The sequence below is a fragment of the Acetobacter okinawensis JCM 25146 genome, from assembly GCF_000613865.1.
GTDB classification, from domain to species: Bacteria; Pseudomonadota; Alphaproteobacteria; order Acetobacterales; family Acetobacteraceae; genus Acetobacter; species Acetobacter okinawensis.
The window spans coordinates 1-14169 of the sequence record NZ_BAJU01000019.1 but is presented as its reverse complement, the minus strand read 5'-3'; the positions used below and the strand labels follow the sequence as shown (position 1 = coordinate 14169).

At 52.1% G+C, this 14169-nt stretch carries 12 protein-coding genes and 1 pseudogene; 9 read left to right on the top strand and 4 right to left on the bottom strand.

The genetic code is table 11. The annotated features are described in order from the left end of the window. The first annotated feature begins 168 nt into the window (after window positions 1–168). Window positions 169–1371, top strand: coding sequence for a pyridoxal phosphate-dependent aminotransferase (locus JCM25146_RS09070; protein ID WP_025827457.1), 1203 nt, complete (start codon window positions 169–171; stop codon window positions 1369–1371). A 53-nt stretch (window positions 1372–1424) separates the two neighbouring features. Here the strand turns inward: JCM25146_RS09070 and JCM25146_RS09065 are convergent, their stop codons facing one another. From JCM25146_RS09065 to JCM25146_RS09050, 4 genes are read right to left on the bottom strand one after another with little or no spacing between them, the layout of a single operon-like run. Next, complete coding sequence (locus JCM25146_RS09065; protein ID WP_025827454.1) at window positions 1425–1880, bottom strand: acetyl-CoA carboxylase biotin carboxyl carrier protein; 456 nt, start codon at window positions 1878–1880, stop codon at window positions 1425–1427. Continuing rightward, window positions 1880–3247, bottom strand: a complete 1368-nt coding sequence (gene accC, locus JCM25146_RS09060) for an acetyl-CoA carboxylase biotin carboxylase subunit (protein ID WP_025827452.1) — start codon at window positions 3245–3247, stop codon at window positions 1880–1882. Before accC ends, JCM25146_RS09065 begins: the two co-directional genes overlap by 1 nt. Beyond that, complete coding sequence (locus tag JCM25146_RS09055; RefSeq protein ID WP_025827451.1) at window positions 3244–3702, bottom strand: acetyl-CoA carboxylase biotin carboxyl carrier protein; 459 nt, start codon at window positions 3700–3702, stop codon at window positions 3244–3246. The genes accC and JCM25146_RS09055 overlap by 4 nt, the downstream gene beginning before the upstream one ends. Further along, on the bottom strand, window positions 3675–4463 hold the full coding sequence (locus tag JCM25146_RS09050; protein WP_025827448.1) for an SDR family oxidoreductase: 789 nt from the start codon (window positions 4461–4463) through the stop codon (window positions 3675–3677). Before JCM25146_RS09050 ends, JCM25146_RS09055 begins: the two co-directional genes overlap by 28 nt. A 415-nt stretch (window positions 4464–4878) precedes the next feature. Here JCM25146_RS09050 and pxpB point away from each other — a divergent pair. From pxpB to JCM25146_RS09015, 8 genes and pseudogenes are all read left to right on the top strand, one after another. Next, a pseudogene (gene pxpB / locus JCM25146_RS18410) lies at window positions 4879–5510 on the top strand (5-oxoprolinase subunit PxpB). Further along, window positions 5507–6514 carry a 5-oxoprolinase subunit C family protein gene (locus tag JCM25146_RS09040; RefSeq protein ID WP_025827446.1) on the top strand — a complete coding sequence of 336 codons (1008 nt, stop codon included), beginning with the start codon at window positions 5507–5509 and terminating at the stop codon, window positions 6512–6514. The pseudogene pxpB and the gene JCM25146_RS09040 overlap by 4 nt, the downstream one beginning before the upstream one ends. Next, window positions 6511–7266, top strand: coding sequence for a LamB/YcsF family protein (locus tag JCM25146_RS09035; RefSeq protein ID WP_025827444.1), 756 nt, complete (start codon window positions 6511–6513; stop codon window positions 7264–7266). The genes JCM25146_RS09040 and JCM25146_RS09035 overlap by 4 nt, the downstream gene beginning before the upstream one ends. Window positions 7267–7399: 133 nt before the next feature. Continuing rightward, on the top strand, window positions 7400–8284 hold the full coding sequence (locus JCM25146_RS09030; RefSeq protein ID WP_025827442.1) for a DMT family transporter: 885 nt from the start codon (window positions 7400–7402) through the stop codon (window positions 8282–8284). Window positions 8285–8480: 196 nt separating this feature from the next. Then, complete coding sequence (locus JCM25146_RS09025; protein ID WP_081774812.1) at window positions 8481–9656, top strand: MFS transporter; 1176 nt, start codon at window positions 8481–8483, stop codon at window positions 9654–9656. Window positions 9657–9891: 235 nt separating this feature from the next. Further along, window positions 9892–10080: a hypothetical protein gene (locus JCM25146_RS23755; protein WP_242401028.1), complete on the top strand. Its 189-nt coding sequence runs from the start codon at window positions 9892–9894 to the stop codon at window positions 10078–10080. A gap of 20 nt (window positions 10081–10100) precedes the next feature. Further along, the gene (locus JCM25146_RS18405) at window positions 10101–12350 is read left to right on the top strand and encodes a TonB-dependent receptor plug domain-containing protein (RefSeq protein ID WP_242401027.1); all 2250 of its coding nucleotides are present in this window, start codon (window positions 10101–10103) and stop codon (window positions 12348–12350) included. A gap of 94 nt (window positions 12351–12444) precedes the next feature. Further along, window positions 12445–13890 carry an aspartate ammonia-lyase gene (locus JCM25146_RS09015; RefSeq protein WP_025827438.1) on the top strand — a complete coding sequence of 482 codons (1446 nt, stop codon included), beginning with the start codon at window positions 12445–12447 and terminating at the stop codon, window positions 13888–13890. Window positions 13891–14169: the final 279 nt, after the last annotated feature.

The following is a 14169-nucleotide window of genomic DNA, read 5'->3' as shown; positions in this document are numbered from 1 at the left end:
TGGAATTGTTCTTATGTAAAAATTTAAATCATTCCATAGCTTTCTTCTATGGGGCCAGATGTTTTTAACCGCTACCGAGGGAAGCTGGCAGTGAGGTAAATTCAAGCGATATCACATTTATACAGGCTGTCTTTCTATTGGAGGGGGAGCTGCGGGAGTATGCATACCATGCCAGGTTTTGCCGATCGACTGAACGGAATTGCCATTTCTGCTTCGGCTGCAATGACGGATAAGGCCTCTGCCTTGAAGGCGGAAGGCAAGCAGATTGTTAGCCTATCCTCCGGTGAGCCGGATTTTCCAACACCTGAGCATGTGCTGGAAGCCGCAGTGGCGGCAGGGCGTGCGGGAGATACAAAATACCCGCCGCAGGCAGGTAAACCAGCACTCAAACGCGCCGTAAGAGCCAAGTTCCTGCGTGAGAATAATCTGGATTACGCATTGGACGAAATTCTGGTAGCCAATGGCGGAAAGCAGATTATTTTTAATGCCATTATGGCCACCTGCAATCCGGGCGACAATGTTGTTCTGCCAACACCATACTGGATCAGCTATGCAGATCAGGCCCGCCTTGCGGGCGCCAGTGTTGTGCAGGTGCCTTGCCACGAATACAATGGTTTTTGCTTAAAGGCAGAGGATCTGGATGCCGCCATTACGCCGCAGACCAAATGGGTTATTCTGAATTTTCCCAACAATCCCACAGGTGCCTGCTGCCCGAAGGAAGAGATGCAGAAAATTGCAAAAGTCCTTCTCAAGCACGAACATGTCTGGATCATGACCGATGATATCTACGAACATCTGGTTTATGACGATTTTGAATTCTGCACGATCGCACAGGTAGAACCGGCACTGAAGCCACGGGTGCTGACAGTCAATGGTGTTTCCAAAGCTTATGCCATGACCGGCTGGCGGGTTGGTTTTTGTGGTGGGCCAGCAAAACTGATTGCCGCGATGAACAATATGCAGGGGCAGTCCACCAGTGGAATCAATACCCTTGCACAGGCTGCGGCGATTGCTGCGCTGGAAGGCCCGCAGGAGTTCCTGCGCGAGCGGGCACTGGAGTATCAGGCTCGCCGCGATCTGGTCGTGGACCTGCTCAATGCCATTCCTGGCCTGACCTGCCACAAACCGCAGGGGGCATTTTATGTTTATGTCGATATTCGTGCCTGTTTGAACAAGGTTTCGGCCGCCGGGCGGCAGATCGCAACCGATACAGACTTTGTCATGGGGCTTCTGGAGGAGCAGCAGGTGGCTACCGTGCAGGGAACGGCTTACGGTATGAGCCCATTCTTTCGCCTTTCTTATGCAACCAGTGTGGATGTTCTTACAGAAGGTTGCCGCCGTATTGCGGACTTTGTGGCAGGGCTTAAATAAGCGCGGCTTCTGCTTTTTCCCCCTGCCGCAATGGCAGGGGAAGGAGCAAAAGATTATAAGGGAGTTATGAAGGCAATGCTGTGCCCATACCCCACCAGATCACCTTCCTGAGCACAGATACTGCTGAGCACGCCATTGCCGGGGGCCGGTATGGCCACGGTTATGCTCCCCAGATCAAGCATGCCCACGGTCTGCCCCTGCTGCACTGTCTGGCCGACAGTGACAAAAGCCTTGTCTGTCACCACATCCTGTAAACGTAAATGCCCAAAATAGGGTGTAAGGACAGGCGTTGATGTGGGCTTGGCGGGTGCGGTTGGGGCAGTTGACGGCAGGGAGGGCGAGGTCACTGAGTGAGCGGACGTATTGGCGACAAGGCGCAGGCGTAGACCCTGTGCATTTGTCAGTTCCAGTTCATGCAGGCCAGCCTGTTGCAGCCAGCGGGTGATCTGGGCCAGATCCTGCGGTGTGGGGAGTGCTTCAAACGCAGGGAGCGTTATGGGCTTTTCCATCAAGGGTGAGACCTTTTTTCCAGCCAGTGTTCAAGGTGATGAATGTCCACGCCACCTTCCAAAAAACCTGTATCCTGCAAAATAGCCTGATGGAGCGGGATGTTTGTTTCAATCCCCTCCACCTGCATTTCGGCAAGGGCGACCTGCAGGCGGTTTATGGCTTCGGTCCGGGTTGCGCCGCGGGCTATGACCTTGGCAATGAGCGAGTCATAATAAGGCTGAACCGTGCAGCCCTGCGCCATATGCGTGTCCATGCGAATACCCGCCCCACCCGGTAGCGTCCATTGTGTGACAAGGCCGGGCGAGGGCGCAAAGGAAAAGGGGTTTTCCGCATTGATCCGGCATTCAATGGCATGCCCGATGGTCTGCACATCTGCCTGTTGCAGGCTCAGCGGTTTGCCCTGAGCAATTTCAATCTGGGCGCAGACGATATCCAGCCCGGTTGTTTCCTCTGTAACCGGGTGTTCTACCTGTAGGCGCGTGTTCATCTCAATAAACGCAAAAACGCCGTCTTCGTACAGGAATTCGAATGTTCCAGCCCCACGGTATCCAATGTGGCGGCATGCCTGCGCACAGCTTTGCCCGATTTTGGCAATCAGTTCTGGCGGAATGCCGGGGGGAGGTGCCTCTTCAAGCACTTTCTGGTGGCGTCGTTGCAAGGAACAGTCACGCGCGCCCAGCCACAGGGCGTTGCCGTGCGTATCGCATAGGACCTGAATTTCGATATGTCTGGGCTTCTGCATGAAGCTTTCCAGATACAGGGTTGGGTTGCCAAATGCCTGTTGGGCTTCCTTGCGGGTGAGTGCTACGGCTTTGAGCAGGTCATCAGCCTGCCAGACCACACGCATGCCACGCCCGCCACCCCCGCCTGATGCCTTGACAATAACAGGAAAACCCACCTGCTCGGCCAGTGCGAGAATTTTCTGTTCGTCCTCCGGCAATGGGCCATCCGAACCAGCGACGCAGGGCACACCCGCTGCCTGCATGGTTTGTTTGGCGGTAATTTTATCCCCCATCAGGCGGATTGCGGCAGGGGTTGGCCCAATAAAGCGTATGCCTGCGGCTTCCACGGCCTCGGCAAAATCCGCATTTTCGGACAGAAAACCGTAGCCGGGATGAATGGCGCCAGCCCCTGTCAGGCGGGCTGCCAGAATAATTGCCTCGACATCCAGGTAGCTGCGTGCGGCCGCGTTGGGGCCAATGCACAGGGCAATGTCGGCTTCCTGCACATGGCGGCTCTGGGCGTCTGCCTCGGAGTGCACGGCAACCGTTTCCAGCCCGAGTTGGCGGCAGGCTCGCTGGATGCGCAGTGCAATTTCGCCACGATTGGCAATAAGAACACGCTGGAAATTCTTAGGTTCTGTCATGAAAGCCTCATAAGGGGCTGCTCGGCCTCCACTTCCTGACCATCCTCAACCAAGACGGCGTCCAGCCTGCCCGCACATGTTGCCTTGATGGGTGTAAAGACCTTCATGGCTTCAATCAGTCCCACCTGCTGGCCTATACTCAGCGTATCCCCAACAGATACAAAGGCAGGGGCATCGGGGGAGGGGGCTAGGTGGAGCGTGCCATACAGGGGAGCACGCAGGATGTGTTCCCCCGTTGGGGCTGGAGCAGGTAATTCTGCTGGCAGTGGCGTGTGCGCAATGTCCACCTCTGGTGCAGAGGTGGGGTGGTGGGGCAGGCATGCCGCGCCATGGAGCGGGGCATGCCTGGCAGTCCGCGTGATCCTGAGCGTGCATGCACCATCCGAAACGTCAAGTTCCTGTAATGGTGCTTGAGAAAACAGGTCAATCAGGGACTTGAGCGCTTGAATGTCCATGGCGGTTCAGGGCGTGCCAGTGGTTTTTTGGCGAAGTTCAGCCCGCCTACAACCTGCATGGTTGGCAGAACTTCCATAAAGCTTACATTCATGCGCTGGGGGGAGCTTACGGCAAATGCAATGGCGTTTGCCAGATCTTCGGGGAGCAGGGAGTCATATTCGGCAAAGAAGCGGCGCTGTGCTTCTTCCATATCCCCGATAAGGCGGCCAAAGACTTCTGTTTCCACGCGTGCGGGAGAAATTTCGGTTACGCGGATTTTTTTACCATATAGGTCACAGCGCAACTGCTGCGAGAGCGAATGCACACCCGCCTTTGTTGCGTGGTAAACCGTATTGCCCCCGGCAAAGGCATAATGCCCCGCAATGGAACTGATGTTGATGATATGGCCACGGTCACGCACCATCATGCCCGGCAGGGCAAGGCGGGTCAGTTGCAGGACGGCGCGCAGGTTAATATCAACAAGCGCGTCCACGTCGTCTTCGGTTGTGTCGGCAATATTGCCTGTGCGGGACTGGCCTGCATTGTTGACCAGAACATCAATGTCCACGTTGTCAAAAATCTTCTGCATTGCTGTGCAGTCAGCCACGCTGGCAGCGTGTACTATGCATCCTGTTTCTGCTGCCAGTTCTTCAAGACGTTCTTTATTCCGCGCGACTGCGTGCACCTCCAGCCCAAGTTCACGCAGTTTGCGTACGGTGGCAGCACCAATACCCGAGGATGCGCCGGTAACAAGTGCTGTATGATAAGGCTGTATGGTCATGCTGCGAGATACCCCGATAAATGTGTTATCGCACCGTGTTGAGATTATGGGCGATATTCCTTTATTTGTTTCAGATTAGAGATGAAATGTTTGCTTGACCAAGATGCGTTTGGTCTTGCGTCATAAGAAGATTCAATGCCTGCGGCTGAGTGGCCGGGTCATAAGATTATTGTATGCCCTTACATTCATATAATGTTGGCGGAGGCAGGCCCCACGGTCATATCGTTGCGAACACGATATAGACAATCAGGTCCGGGAAAGCTTCTGGTGACACGTTCTTTACATCATGCCGCATGCGTATGCCGCCTGCCCGTTTGTAGGGCAGGCTGGGTGCACTGGAGCCGTTGTTGTGGTTGAGTGCGGGGAGCGCATTGCCTCTGTAACGGCTGTGGTTGACGGTGCGCCTGCGATTAGCATGATTGGCACCAGCGCCATGCTTTTTGAGGCTCCGGGGGAGTTCACTCTGGCATGCCAGCGGCGGATATGGGCGCTTATGGACGTGGCTCCATGCGTGCGGATGTGGCTGAGGTCATGCCGGGTGTTACCAACCTCATGCTCATATTTTCCACCCCGCCTGAATGCCCGGATGAGGTGGCAGCGGATCTGCGCCGTGCGTGGGATCATCTGCCGGAAAAGCACATCAAAGGGCGTCAGTTTGACATTGGTGTCCGCTACGGCGGGGAACTGGGGCATGATCTGGCGAGTGTTGCCCTGCATACAGGCTTATCCCCGCACGAGGTTATCGCGCTCCATCAGGCCCCTGTTTATACGGTCTGCGCTGTAGGCAGTGTGCCCGGGTTTGGCTACCTGCACGGGCTGGACCCAAGGCTTGCCACACCGCGCAAGACAACGCCATCGCTCAAAATGCTGGCAGGAACGGTTACCATAGGCGGTCCGCAAGCGGGTATCTCTGCCCTTACAGGCCCAAATGGCTGGAATTCCATAGGGTTTACGGATCTGGTGATGTTTGACCCCACGCGGCAGCCACCGGCCCTGTTTGCCGTGGGTGATACGCTCCGGTTCCATGCTGAAAGTATAGAGTTGTGATCCGGATTTTGGAAACAGGCATGCTGAATAGCGTGCAGGATGCCGGGCGTCTGGGCTACCGCCACCTTGGGGTCAGCACGTCTGGTGTTATGGACAGGCTTGCCCTGCAATGCGGGAATATGCTGCTCAATAACCCGGCAGAGGCCGCCTGTATTGAAATTCAGACATTCCCGTTCTCTGTAAGATTTGGCAGCCAAACAGGTTTTTCCGTCACTGGTGGTCATGCTTCCATAACATTGGACGGCAAACCCGTTCTGCCATGGTTTGCGCTTTGTGCCTGCCAAGGGGACGTTCTGCGTATCGAGCGGCCGGTTGCTGGTGCACGGATGTATTTGTGCATTGCAGGTGGTCTGGACGTTCCCGTCGTTCTTGCATCGCGTAGCACGCAGCTCCGGGGTGGGTTTGGTGGCTGGCAAGGTCGCCCGTTACAGAAAGGTGATGAGTTGCCACTTTGCAATCCTTATTGTGTGGACGAAGTGGGGCTTGTGCCCCCGGCTCAGGCACTTGCATTGAAGGCAGAAGGTACAGACGAAAAAACTGTCGTTCTCAGGGTTATCCCTGCAACAGATTATATGTTGTTTGCTGGGGATTCCCTTAAGGAATTTGGCGCAATCGGCTGGCAGATTACCGCGCAGAGTGACCGTGTGGGCTACAGGCTCAAGGGGGGCACTCTGCGGATGAGGGAGCCGGTGGAATTGCGCTCCTATGGGGTTGTGCCCGGGATCATTCAGGTGCCTCCATCGGGCGAGCCAATCATTCAGATGGCGGACGCCAATACCGCTGGGGGCTACCCACGGATTGCCACAGTGATCGAGGCAGATCTGTGGCGTCTGGCGCAGGCCCGTATAGGGAGTTTTGTCCGGCTGCAACTCTGCACGCATGCACAAGGTCTGGCTGCTGCGGAAAATGTCCAAGAATATCTGAAGAACGCACGGAAAAACATAGAGCTTTACAGAAAATCCTTTAGCCGGAGAGGAGCCGGGCAGGCCGGAAAACAAGCATGAAAATTGATTTGAATGCTGACATTGGTGAAGGTTTTGGCCGGTGGCGTATTGCGGATGACGATGCGCTGATGCCGTTGATCTCCTCCGCCAATATTGCCTGTGGCTACCATGCGGGTGATCACCTGATTATGGACCGGATGGTACGTGCGGCCAAAGCACATAATGTTGCTATTGGTGCTCACCCCGGTCTGCCTGACCTAATGGGGTTTGGGCGGCGGGATATGGCGGTCAGTGCTGAAGAAATGGAAGCCATGCTGGCCTACCAGATTGGTGCATTAAAAGGTATTGCCACCCGCCATGGTGTGCGTGTTGAGCATGTAAGCTACCATGCCGCCTTTGGTACCATGGCTAATAGTGATCAGGACCTGGCAGACAGGCTGGCGCGGGTTATCGCGGGGCTTGATTCCAGCCTTGTCATGCTCTGCATGGCGGGACATCCGATAGAAAAAGCAGCGCAAAAAGCGGGCCTGCGGGTCAGGCACCTCTTTTTGGCAGACAGGGCTTACCGGGCAGATGGAACTCTGGTGCCACGGGGGCAACCCGGCGCGGTTATTCACGCACCAGAATTAATGCGTGAACGAATTGGTTATTTTCTCAAACAAGGTGGCGTCATTACGCAGGATGGAACAGCGCTGCCAATAAAGACGCGCTCCATTCTCCTCCATAGTGACACGCCGGGGTCAGATGTTCTGGCGCGGACTATTGCGTCACAAATTATGGAGGCTGGCGGGAAAATCCTGCGCCCGGACTGATTGGCCGCGCAGGTTTGGTGCAAGGCTTGAAATCTAATACTGCAAGCATAATATTTTGATACCGGAATAATATCTGGAGTAAAATAAAACGGCAGGCGGTAGTTGTGGAATATGGAATGAGGGCGACACAAATATGAAGCATAACCTTGTTCGTGGCGCTTATCTGCTGTCGCTGGCAACCCTGTTTACGGCTATGCTCAATGCCCTGCAAAAGCTCACAGGGTCTTCACTTTCTGTTCTGGAAATTGTTTTTTTCAGAAATCTCTTTTCCCTGCCATTTGTTGTGCTCATTGCATCGCGTAAGGGAATAGTGCTGAAAACGCACCACTTTTCCGGGCATGTGCTGCGCTCGGTTGTGGGGCTTATCAGCATGGTCATGACTGTTGTTGCCGTCACCCATCTGCCTTTGGCCGAGCAGCAGGTTCTGTCTTACACACAGCCTCTGTTTTTAATCCTGCTTTCCATTCCCTTCATGAACGAACAGCCATCTTTGCAAAGATGGATTGCCGTGGCCATCGGGTTCGTAGGGGTGGTGGTCGTTGGTGCAGGCAAGGGGCTGCTGCATGGCGGTGCGGTGCATGTGCCTACTTGGGCCTATGGTATAGCCCTTGCGCAAGGTGGCGTTGGTGCGTTGACGACAATGCAGATAAGGCAGCTTTCCACAACAGAAAAAAGCACGACCATTGCCATGTGGCAGGCAATTCTTATGACGGTCTCTACGGCTGTAGCTCTACCATTTGTCTGGCAACAACCGACCTTGCCCGAAGTGTTTGCTCTGGTGGCGATTGGTGCTTTTGCCGGTATTGCACAGGTTTTACAGACCGAGGCGTTTGCATCGGCGCAGGTGTCGGCCATTGGTCCATTTACCTATTCGGGCCTGATCTGGGCGGGGTTGATCGGGTGGCTCGGGTTTAGGGAAGTGCCCGGTATAGCGATGTTTGCCGGTGGATTCCTGATTATTGGTTCAGGCCTGTGGATGCTGCGGCATGAAAAAAACGCCCCTAAAAAACAAGCTTGAATACAAAGCGTTTTTGCACGCCATTGAAAATTCTTTTTCTGCATCATGAGGCAGATAACACACAGGTGTTTGTAAAATGTCAGCATACAAAAAACAGAATCATCACCCTGCTGCCCTGTCGTCTTTTGCTCCCAGCGACAAGGGGGAGGGCGTGCAGGGGCAGGGCAGGCAGACATCTCGTTACGTCTTCTTCTTCATGATCTTTCTTATGTATGTCATCAGCTATGGTGATCGGGCAGCCCTTTCCATTTCACTGCCGGATCTGGGGCGGGAGTTTTCCTTGTCTTCCGTGCAGATGGGGTGGGTGTCATCCAGCTTTTTATGGTCTTATTTTCTGCTTAATCTGCCATCAACCATCATGCTTGATATTGTGGGGGCCAGGCTGGTGGGCTCTTTGGCTGTTTCGGTCTGGTCTGGCGCTATGATGCTAGGAGGAATGGCGCAGAATATTTCACAATTTATTGCAACGCGTATGCTGCTGGGTGTGGGGGAAGCCCCAACGTTTGGTGTGGGTGCTACTATTGTACGTGGTTGGGCGCAGAGCAAAGAGCGTGGCACGGTTATGACCATTCTCTTAACCGGAATGCAGCTAGGGCTTGCCAGTGGTACTCTGGCGGGGGCGTATCTGATTACCAAAATGGGGTGGCGGTACGAGTTTATATTTCTGGGTATGATCGGCTTTGTCTGGTCAATGGCATGGTGGCTTATCTATCGGGACAAGGTCGGGGCAGAAAAGGCGGCACCACGACCAATTTCCATTCCGCAGGTTCTGTCACTTTTCAAATCCCGTACGTTCTGCGGTATCCTTTCGGTCCAGTGTACACAAAACTTTCTCAATTTTCTGCTTATGTCATGGGTTCCTGTGTACCTTATGCATGAATTGCACATAGATGTGCTGCATTCGGGCAGTGGTACGGCTGGGTGTTATGTGCTGGGGGCCGTGGGTGCCATTATTCTGGGGCGTGTTCTGGAGGGAGCGGTTTTCAGAACCAATGCGACCCCTAGCCATCGGCGGTATATTGTTGCGGTATGCATTGTTGGAAGTTCTGTTATTGGTATATTACCTTTTTTTCACAAAGAATTTCCGATTCTTGTTGTCCTGTCTCTTTCTCTTTGCTGCCTTATAGCCGCCAATGGAGCCAATACGGCCATGCTTGCAGACATGCTGGAAGACGGGAGTAAAATAGGATCGGTAACAGGTGTTACCCTGACATGCAGCAATGCTATTGGCCTGACAGCGCCCATTGTAACAGGATATGTTGTTTCCTACACAGGGAGTTTTAATGCTGCATGGTATGCATGTGCCATTTCCCTACTTGTGGCCGCATGTATCTCCCTGATAACTGTTCGCCAGTCGATCTGCATGGAATGACAGATGCGAGGATTATCAGATTTATATGGGTGATGCCTACCCAGATAGGAAAAGTTCATGCTTTCTGGGCATGGACTTTTTTCTTTTATAACAGACTTGTTTTTCAAAAATATAAAAACGGACCCTGCTAGAGTAAGCGATATATCAATAATCAGTATGACGCCAAAACATCACGGAAACGTATCATAACGATAATGAAATGATGCGGGCCTGACCGGCTTTTAAAGGTGATGCGATGGCTAAATTTTCCAGATTCCAACTCTCCCTTGTCGCAGGTGTTGCTTTGGGCGCCCTGATCCCGGCAAAGCAGGTGTTTGCTGCTCATCCGGCATCTGCATCCACAGGAACAGGTAAGAGCGCTACAAAAACAGTTCTTGTTTCCAAGACGAAAATAGCAGCACGCAAAAAAATGCGGCTCTTATAGCATCATCGGAATCGATTGATGTGGGTGGGCATTCCGTCAATTCAGTGTTTACGCCCTCAACTCCACGGCACAGCACTACTCAGGTTACAATTGTAACCGGGGCCGAACTGCTGAAAACCGGTCAGACCAGTGTTCTTTCCGCCCTTGCACAGGCTAATCCGGCCATTACTACGGCCGCATTGCCCGGTGGTGGTGCAAGCTCCTTTGTGCAGACCATGCAGCTGCGCGGGCAGTCCCCGGATGATACGCTTATTCTGGTTAACGGGCACAGGCGGCATATTGGTGCCAACTTCAACTCCAACTCAGGCACCAACTGGGGGAGTGAGCCAAGTGACATTTCGCTTATTCCCATTTCTGCCATCGATCATATTGAAGTGGTCACGGAAGGGGCATCGGCCCTGTATGGGCAGGACGCCATTGCAGGGGCTGTAAACATTGTGCTCAAGCACAATACGCATGGTGGCAGCATTAACTTTAAAAATAGTGGTTATTATGCAGGCGATGGCCAGGGGCTGGATGGATCGGCAGATTATGGCATGGCCCTTGGGCATAATGGCGGGTATCTGGACCTTGCGGCTCAGGTAACGCACCAGCAGCCGACAACGCGTGGCGGTGATTTTTACGGAACTCTTTTTAACGACGGCCGGAATGAGACAGCCGATCGTGATATTCAGCGTGGTCTGGGTACTCCAAAATCTACGCTGGAAACGATTAGCGAAAACATGTCTGTACCGCTGATCAGTGATTATAATTTTTACAGCACGTCCACATTTTCGCACCGTCGCTCCAATGTGGCGGAAACTTACCGCTCAGCGACCAGCTCGTGGACCAACACTAATTTGTACCCCGATGGTAATCAGCCGTATATTGGCATGGACCAGTATGATTTTGAGACTGACAACGGGATCAAGGCCCGCAAATTTGGTTTTGCATGGGATGCGTACATAACCTACGCGCGGGACAAGCAGAACTATCGTACCATGGATTCTGAAAACGTGTCCTACCCCGATAGCACTCAAACATCGTTTGAGGATGGGGCTTCCATTTCATCCGAAATGACAGCGGGCCTGCGTGGGTCCCGCTCGTTCCGTCCCAGTTGGGCACCAAGGCCGATCAACCTGCGTTTTGGCGCAGAATATCGGCATGATACGTTCCAGATGACGGAAGGGGAGGAGGCATCTTGGTCAGGGCTTGGTGCGACCGATCATCCCGGTAACGTGCCCATGTCAGCGACACATCAAAGCCGCGATATTTACGAAGGCAATATCAACCTGGATTTTTACGTAACCAAAAAGTGGGAGTGGACACTGGGGGGGCGTGTTGCCAGTTATAGCAACATGGCCACGGTAGAAACCGGGTCTGTTGGCACGCGCTACAACTTTAACAAGCGCTGGGCTGTTCGGGCCAACATCAATACTGGGTATCGTCCGCCAACTCTGGGTGCGCTGTCTTACTTCTACTCTGCGCCTTACCCGGGTTACACGGTCGATCAGGTGCCATCAAGCAGTGACGTGGCCAAGTATTTTGGTGCAGGCAAAATGTCAGGTGAATACTCGCGGAGCTATTCCATCGGTATTGATGCAACACCTGTAGATGATTTTCATGTGACTGGAAATCTGTATTACATTGCCATTAATGGCCGCATGGGCAGCACAAAGTCTTTTTCTGTTGACCCGAATGATACGGCACTTAAAGCGCTTCTGGATGCCGCGAATCTCTCTACGGCTACGTCTATTTCCTATTATGCCAATCTTTATAATACCCAGACATTTGGTGGGGATCTGAGTGCGGATTACACCTTGCATACTAAAAACATGGGTAAGTTCCGCTTTGCGCTGGGTGTTAACTTCTCGGATAATGAAATTCGTTCGGCTCAGGACAGTCTTGTTAACGAATACACCAAGATGATGGTCCTGCACTCCGCTCCCAAAAACCGCGAACAGATAAGCGTGAATTGGGAAATGGGGAAATGGTCTGTTTTTGTGCAGGAAATGCGTTACGGCTCTATCATTTACATGGCAGCTCCAACGGGGGCTGGTGCGGTACCCTTTACGCAAAACCCCGGTTTTATTACCAATATGGAAATTAACTACAAGGTCATGCCGCATTGGAGCATTGGGGTAGGGGCCAATAATCTGGGGAATAAATACCCAACCCGCGTGCCAAGTTCCATTGCCAATACGCAGCAGGGTCTTTCCAAGTATGCATCGTATTCCCCTTACGGGTTTAACGGTGGAATGTATTACGTCAAAACATCACTTGATTTCTAAAGTGTGGATATTTTCCTGAGTATATGACGGTGTGGGAGGGTAATTCTTCCCATACTGTATTTTTTGCAATCAATATTTTAAAAAGATAATCATCATGCCATCTCGCCATGAACTTATCACAGAACACCTTCCTGATCAGCGCGTGGAAGAGGATAGTCTTGGTGCATGCGCTGTGCCGCATGGCGCAAACTGGGGCGTGCATACACAACGTGCGCTGGATAATTTTCCGGTCACCGGGGTGGGGATTGGCCGATGCCCCGAGTTCATACGCGCATTTTTGCTGATCAAGGCGAGCGCTGCAAAAACCAATGCCGCCTTAGGCTTTCTGTCGCCGGAAAAAGCAGACTGGATAGAACAGGCCTGTCAGGAAATACTCTCTTATCCGGATAAATACCAAAACGATTTTAATATTGATGTATTGCAAGGCGGTGCTGGAACTTCCGCCAATATGAATGTTAATGAAGTAATCGCCAATGTAGGTCTGAGGTTGGCTGGGTATGAGAAAGGAGATTATGCGCAGCTTCATCCTAATGATGATGTAAATATGTCCCAGTCTACAAATGATATTTATCCATCGGCCGTAAAAATTTCTCTCTGTTTTCTGCTGTATGACTTCAAGACTGCTCTCGCCGCTCTGGTTGAGGGCATGGTGGAGAAGGCGGAGGAATTCAAATCTGTTTTAAAAATTGGCAGAACTCAGTTGCAGGATGCCGTTCCCATGACATTGGGTCAGGAGTTTTTGGCTTTTGCAAGAATACTTGAACCATTTATTACAGGTATTGAAAAACAGATAAAAGACCTATCCATTCTCAATATAGGTGGAACGGCTATTGGAACCGGTATTAACTGTGACCCGCGCTATGGCTCAATGGTCTGCCATACGCTCTCCGGTTTATGTGGTTTTACGGTGCAGGTTGCGCCGGATCTGGTGGCAGCTACATCTGATGTTGGGCCGTTTGTTGCCTGTTCTGGCATGCTTAAAAGCATAGCTCTCAAGTTATCTAAAATCTGTAATGACCTCAGACTGTTGTCCAGTGGGCCGCGGGCGGGGTTAAGCGAGATATCTTTGCCTTCAGTACAGGCCGGTTCTTCCATTATGCCCGGTAAGGTTAATCCGGTTATTCCAGAAATGGTTAATCAGGTTGCCTATATGGTTGTCGGGTATGACACGACCATTGCGTTGTGTGCTGAAGGCGGGCAGTTGCAGTTGAATGCGTTTGAACCCGCTATCTGCCACTGTCTGTTTAATGGGATAGAATATCTGAAAAATGCAATGCAGATTTTAAACCAGAAATGTGTTTCTGGGATTAAAGCCAATAAAGAAAACTGTTTAACAAACCTTCATAATAGTACAGGAATTTTAACAGGATTTTTGCCTACGTTAGGGTATGATCTATGCTCTCGTATTGCAAAACAGGCTCTGGAGGAGGGGAAAACTGTTTCTCAGATTCTTCTGGAAGAAAAAATTCTTACACAAAAAGACATGCAAAAAGGGATGGATGCGGCTTTTCTGGCCGCACCATGTCGGATTCAAGCGTGAATAGAGCTGCGTGCCCGCTATGCTCTGTGCGTGAATTTTCTTTTTTACAGAATTTTCCATGCCTTTGCACAAGATTGCTGGGCATTTGTTTAAGATATCGAAGAGGCAGAAGATGCTTGTGGCTGGTTATGATAAAGAAGAACTGACATGACAAATGAGCCTGAACAGCAAGGGAAGAAAGCTCAGCGGTATGATCTGGAGGTCGGTACGGCTGTTGTAGCTGGCGCTTTTATTGTTGTTCTTTTACTGCACGTGCTGGGCATATGGGGTCTGATTTCC

What these genes read in the sequence shown, in the direction of transcription:
- JCM25146_RS09070 (WP_025827457.1), top strand. Translation starts at nt 169, where the DNA reads ATGCCAGGTTTTGCCGATCGACTGAACGGAATTGCCATTTCTGCTTCG.
- JCM25146_RS09065 (WP_025827454.1), bottom strand. Translation starts at nt 1,880, where the DNA reads ATGGAAAAGCCCATAACGCTCCCTGCGTTTGAAGCACTCCCCACACCG.
- accC (WP_025827452.1), bottom strand. Translation starts at nt 3,247, where the DNA reads ATGACAGAACCTAAGAATTTCCAGCGTGTTCTTATTGCCAATCGTGGC.
- JCM25146_RS09055 (WP_025827451.1), bottom strand. Translation starts at nt 3,702, where the DNA reads ATGGACATTCAAGCGCTCAAGTCCCTGATTGACCTGTTTTCTCAAGCA.
- JCM25146_RS09050 (WP_025827448.1), bottom strand. Translation starts at nt 4,463, where the DNA reads ATGACCATACAGCCTTATCATACAGCACTTGTTACCGGCGCATCCTCG.
- JCM25146_RS09035 (WP_025827444.1), top strand. Translation starts at nt 6,511, where the DNA reads ATGAAAATTGATTTGAATGCTGACATTGGTGAAGGTTTTGGCCGGTGG.
- JCM25146_RS09030 (WP_025827442.1), top strand. Translation starts at nt 7,400, where the DNA reads ATGAAGCATAACCTTGTTCGTGGCGCTTATCTGCTGTCGCTGGCAACC.
- JCM25146_RS09025 (WP_081774812.1), top strand. Translation starts at nt 8,481, where the DNA reads ATGATCTTTCTTATGTATGTCATCAGCTATGGTGATCGGGCAGCCCTT.
- JCM25146_RS23755 (WP_242401028.1), top strand. Translation starts at nt 9,892, where the DNA reads ATGGCTAAATTTTCCAGATTCCAACTCTCCCTTGTCGCAGGTGTTGCT.
- JCM25146_RS09015 (WP_025827438.1), top strand. Translation starts at nt 12,445, where the DNA reads ATGCCATCTCGCCATGAACTTATCACAGAACACCTTCCTGATCAGCGC.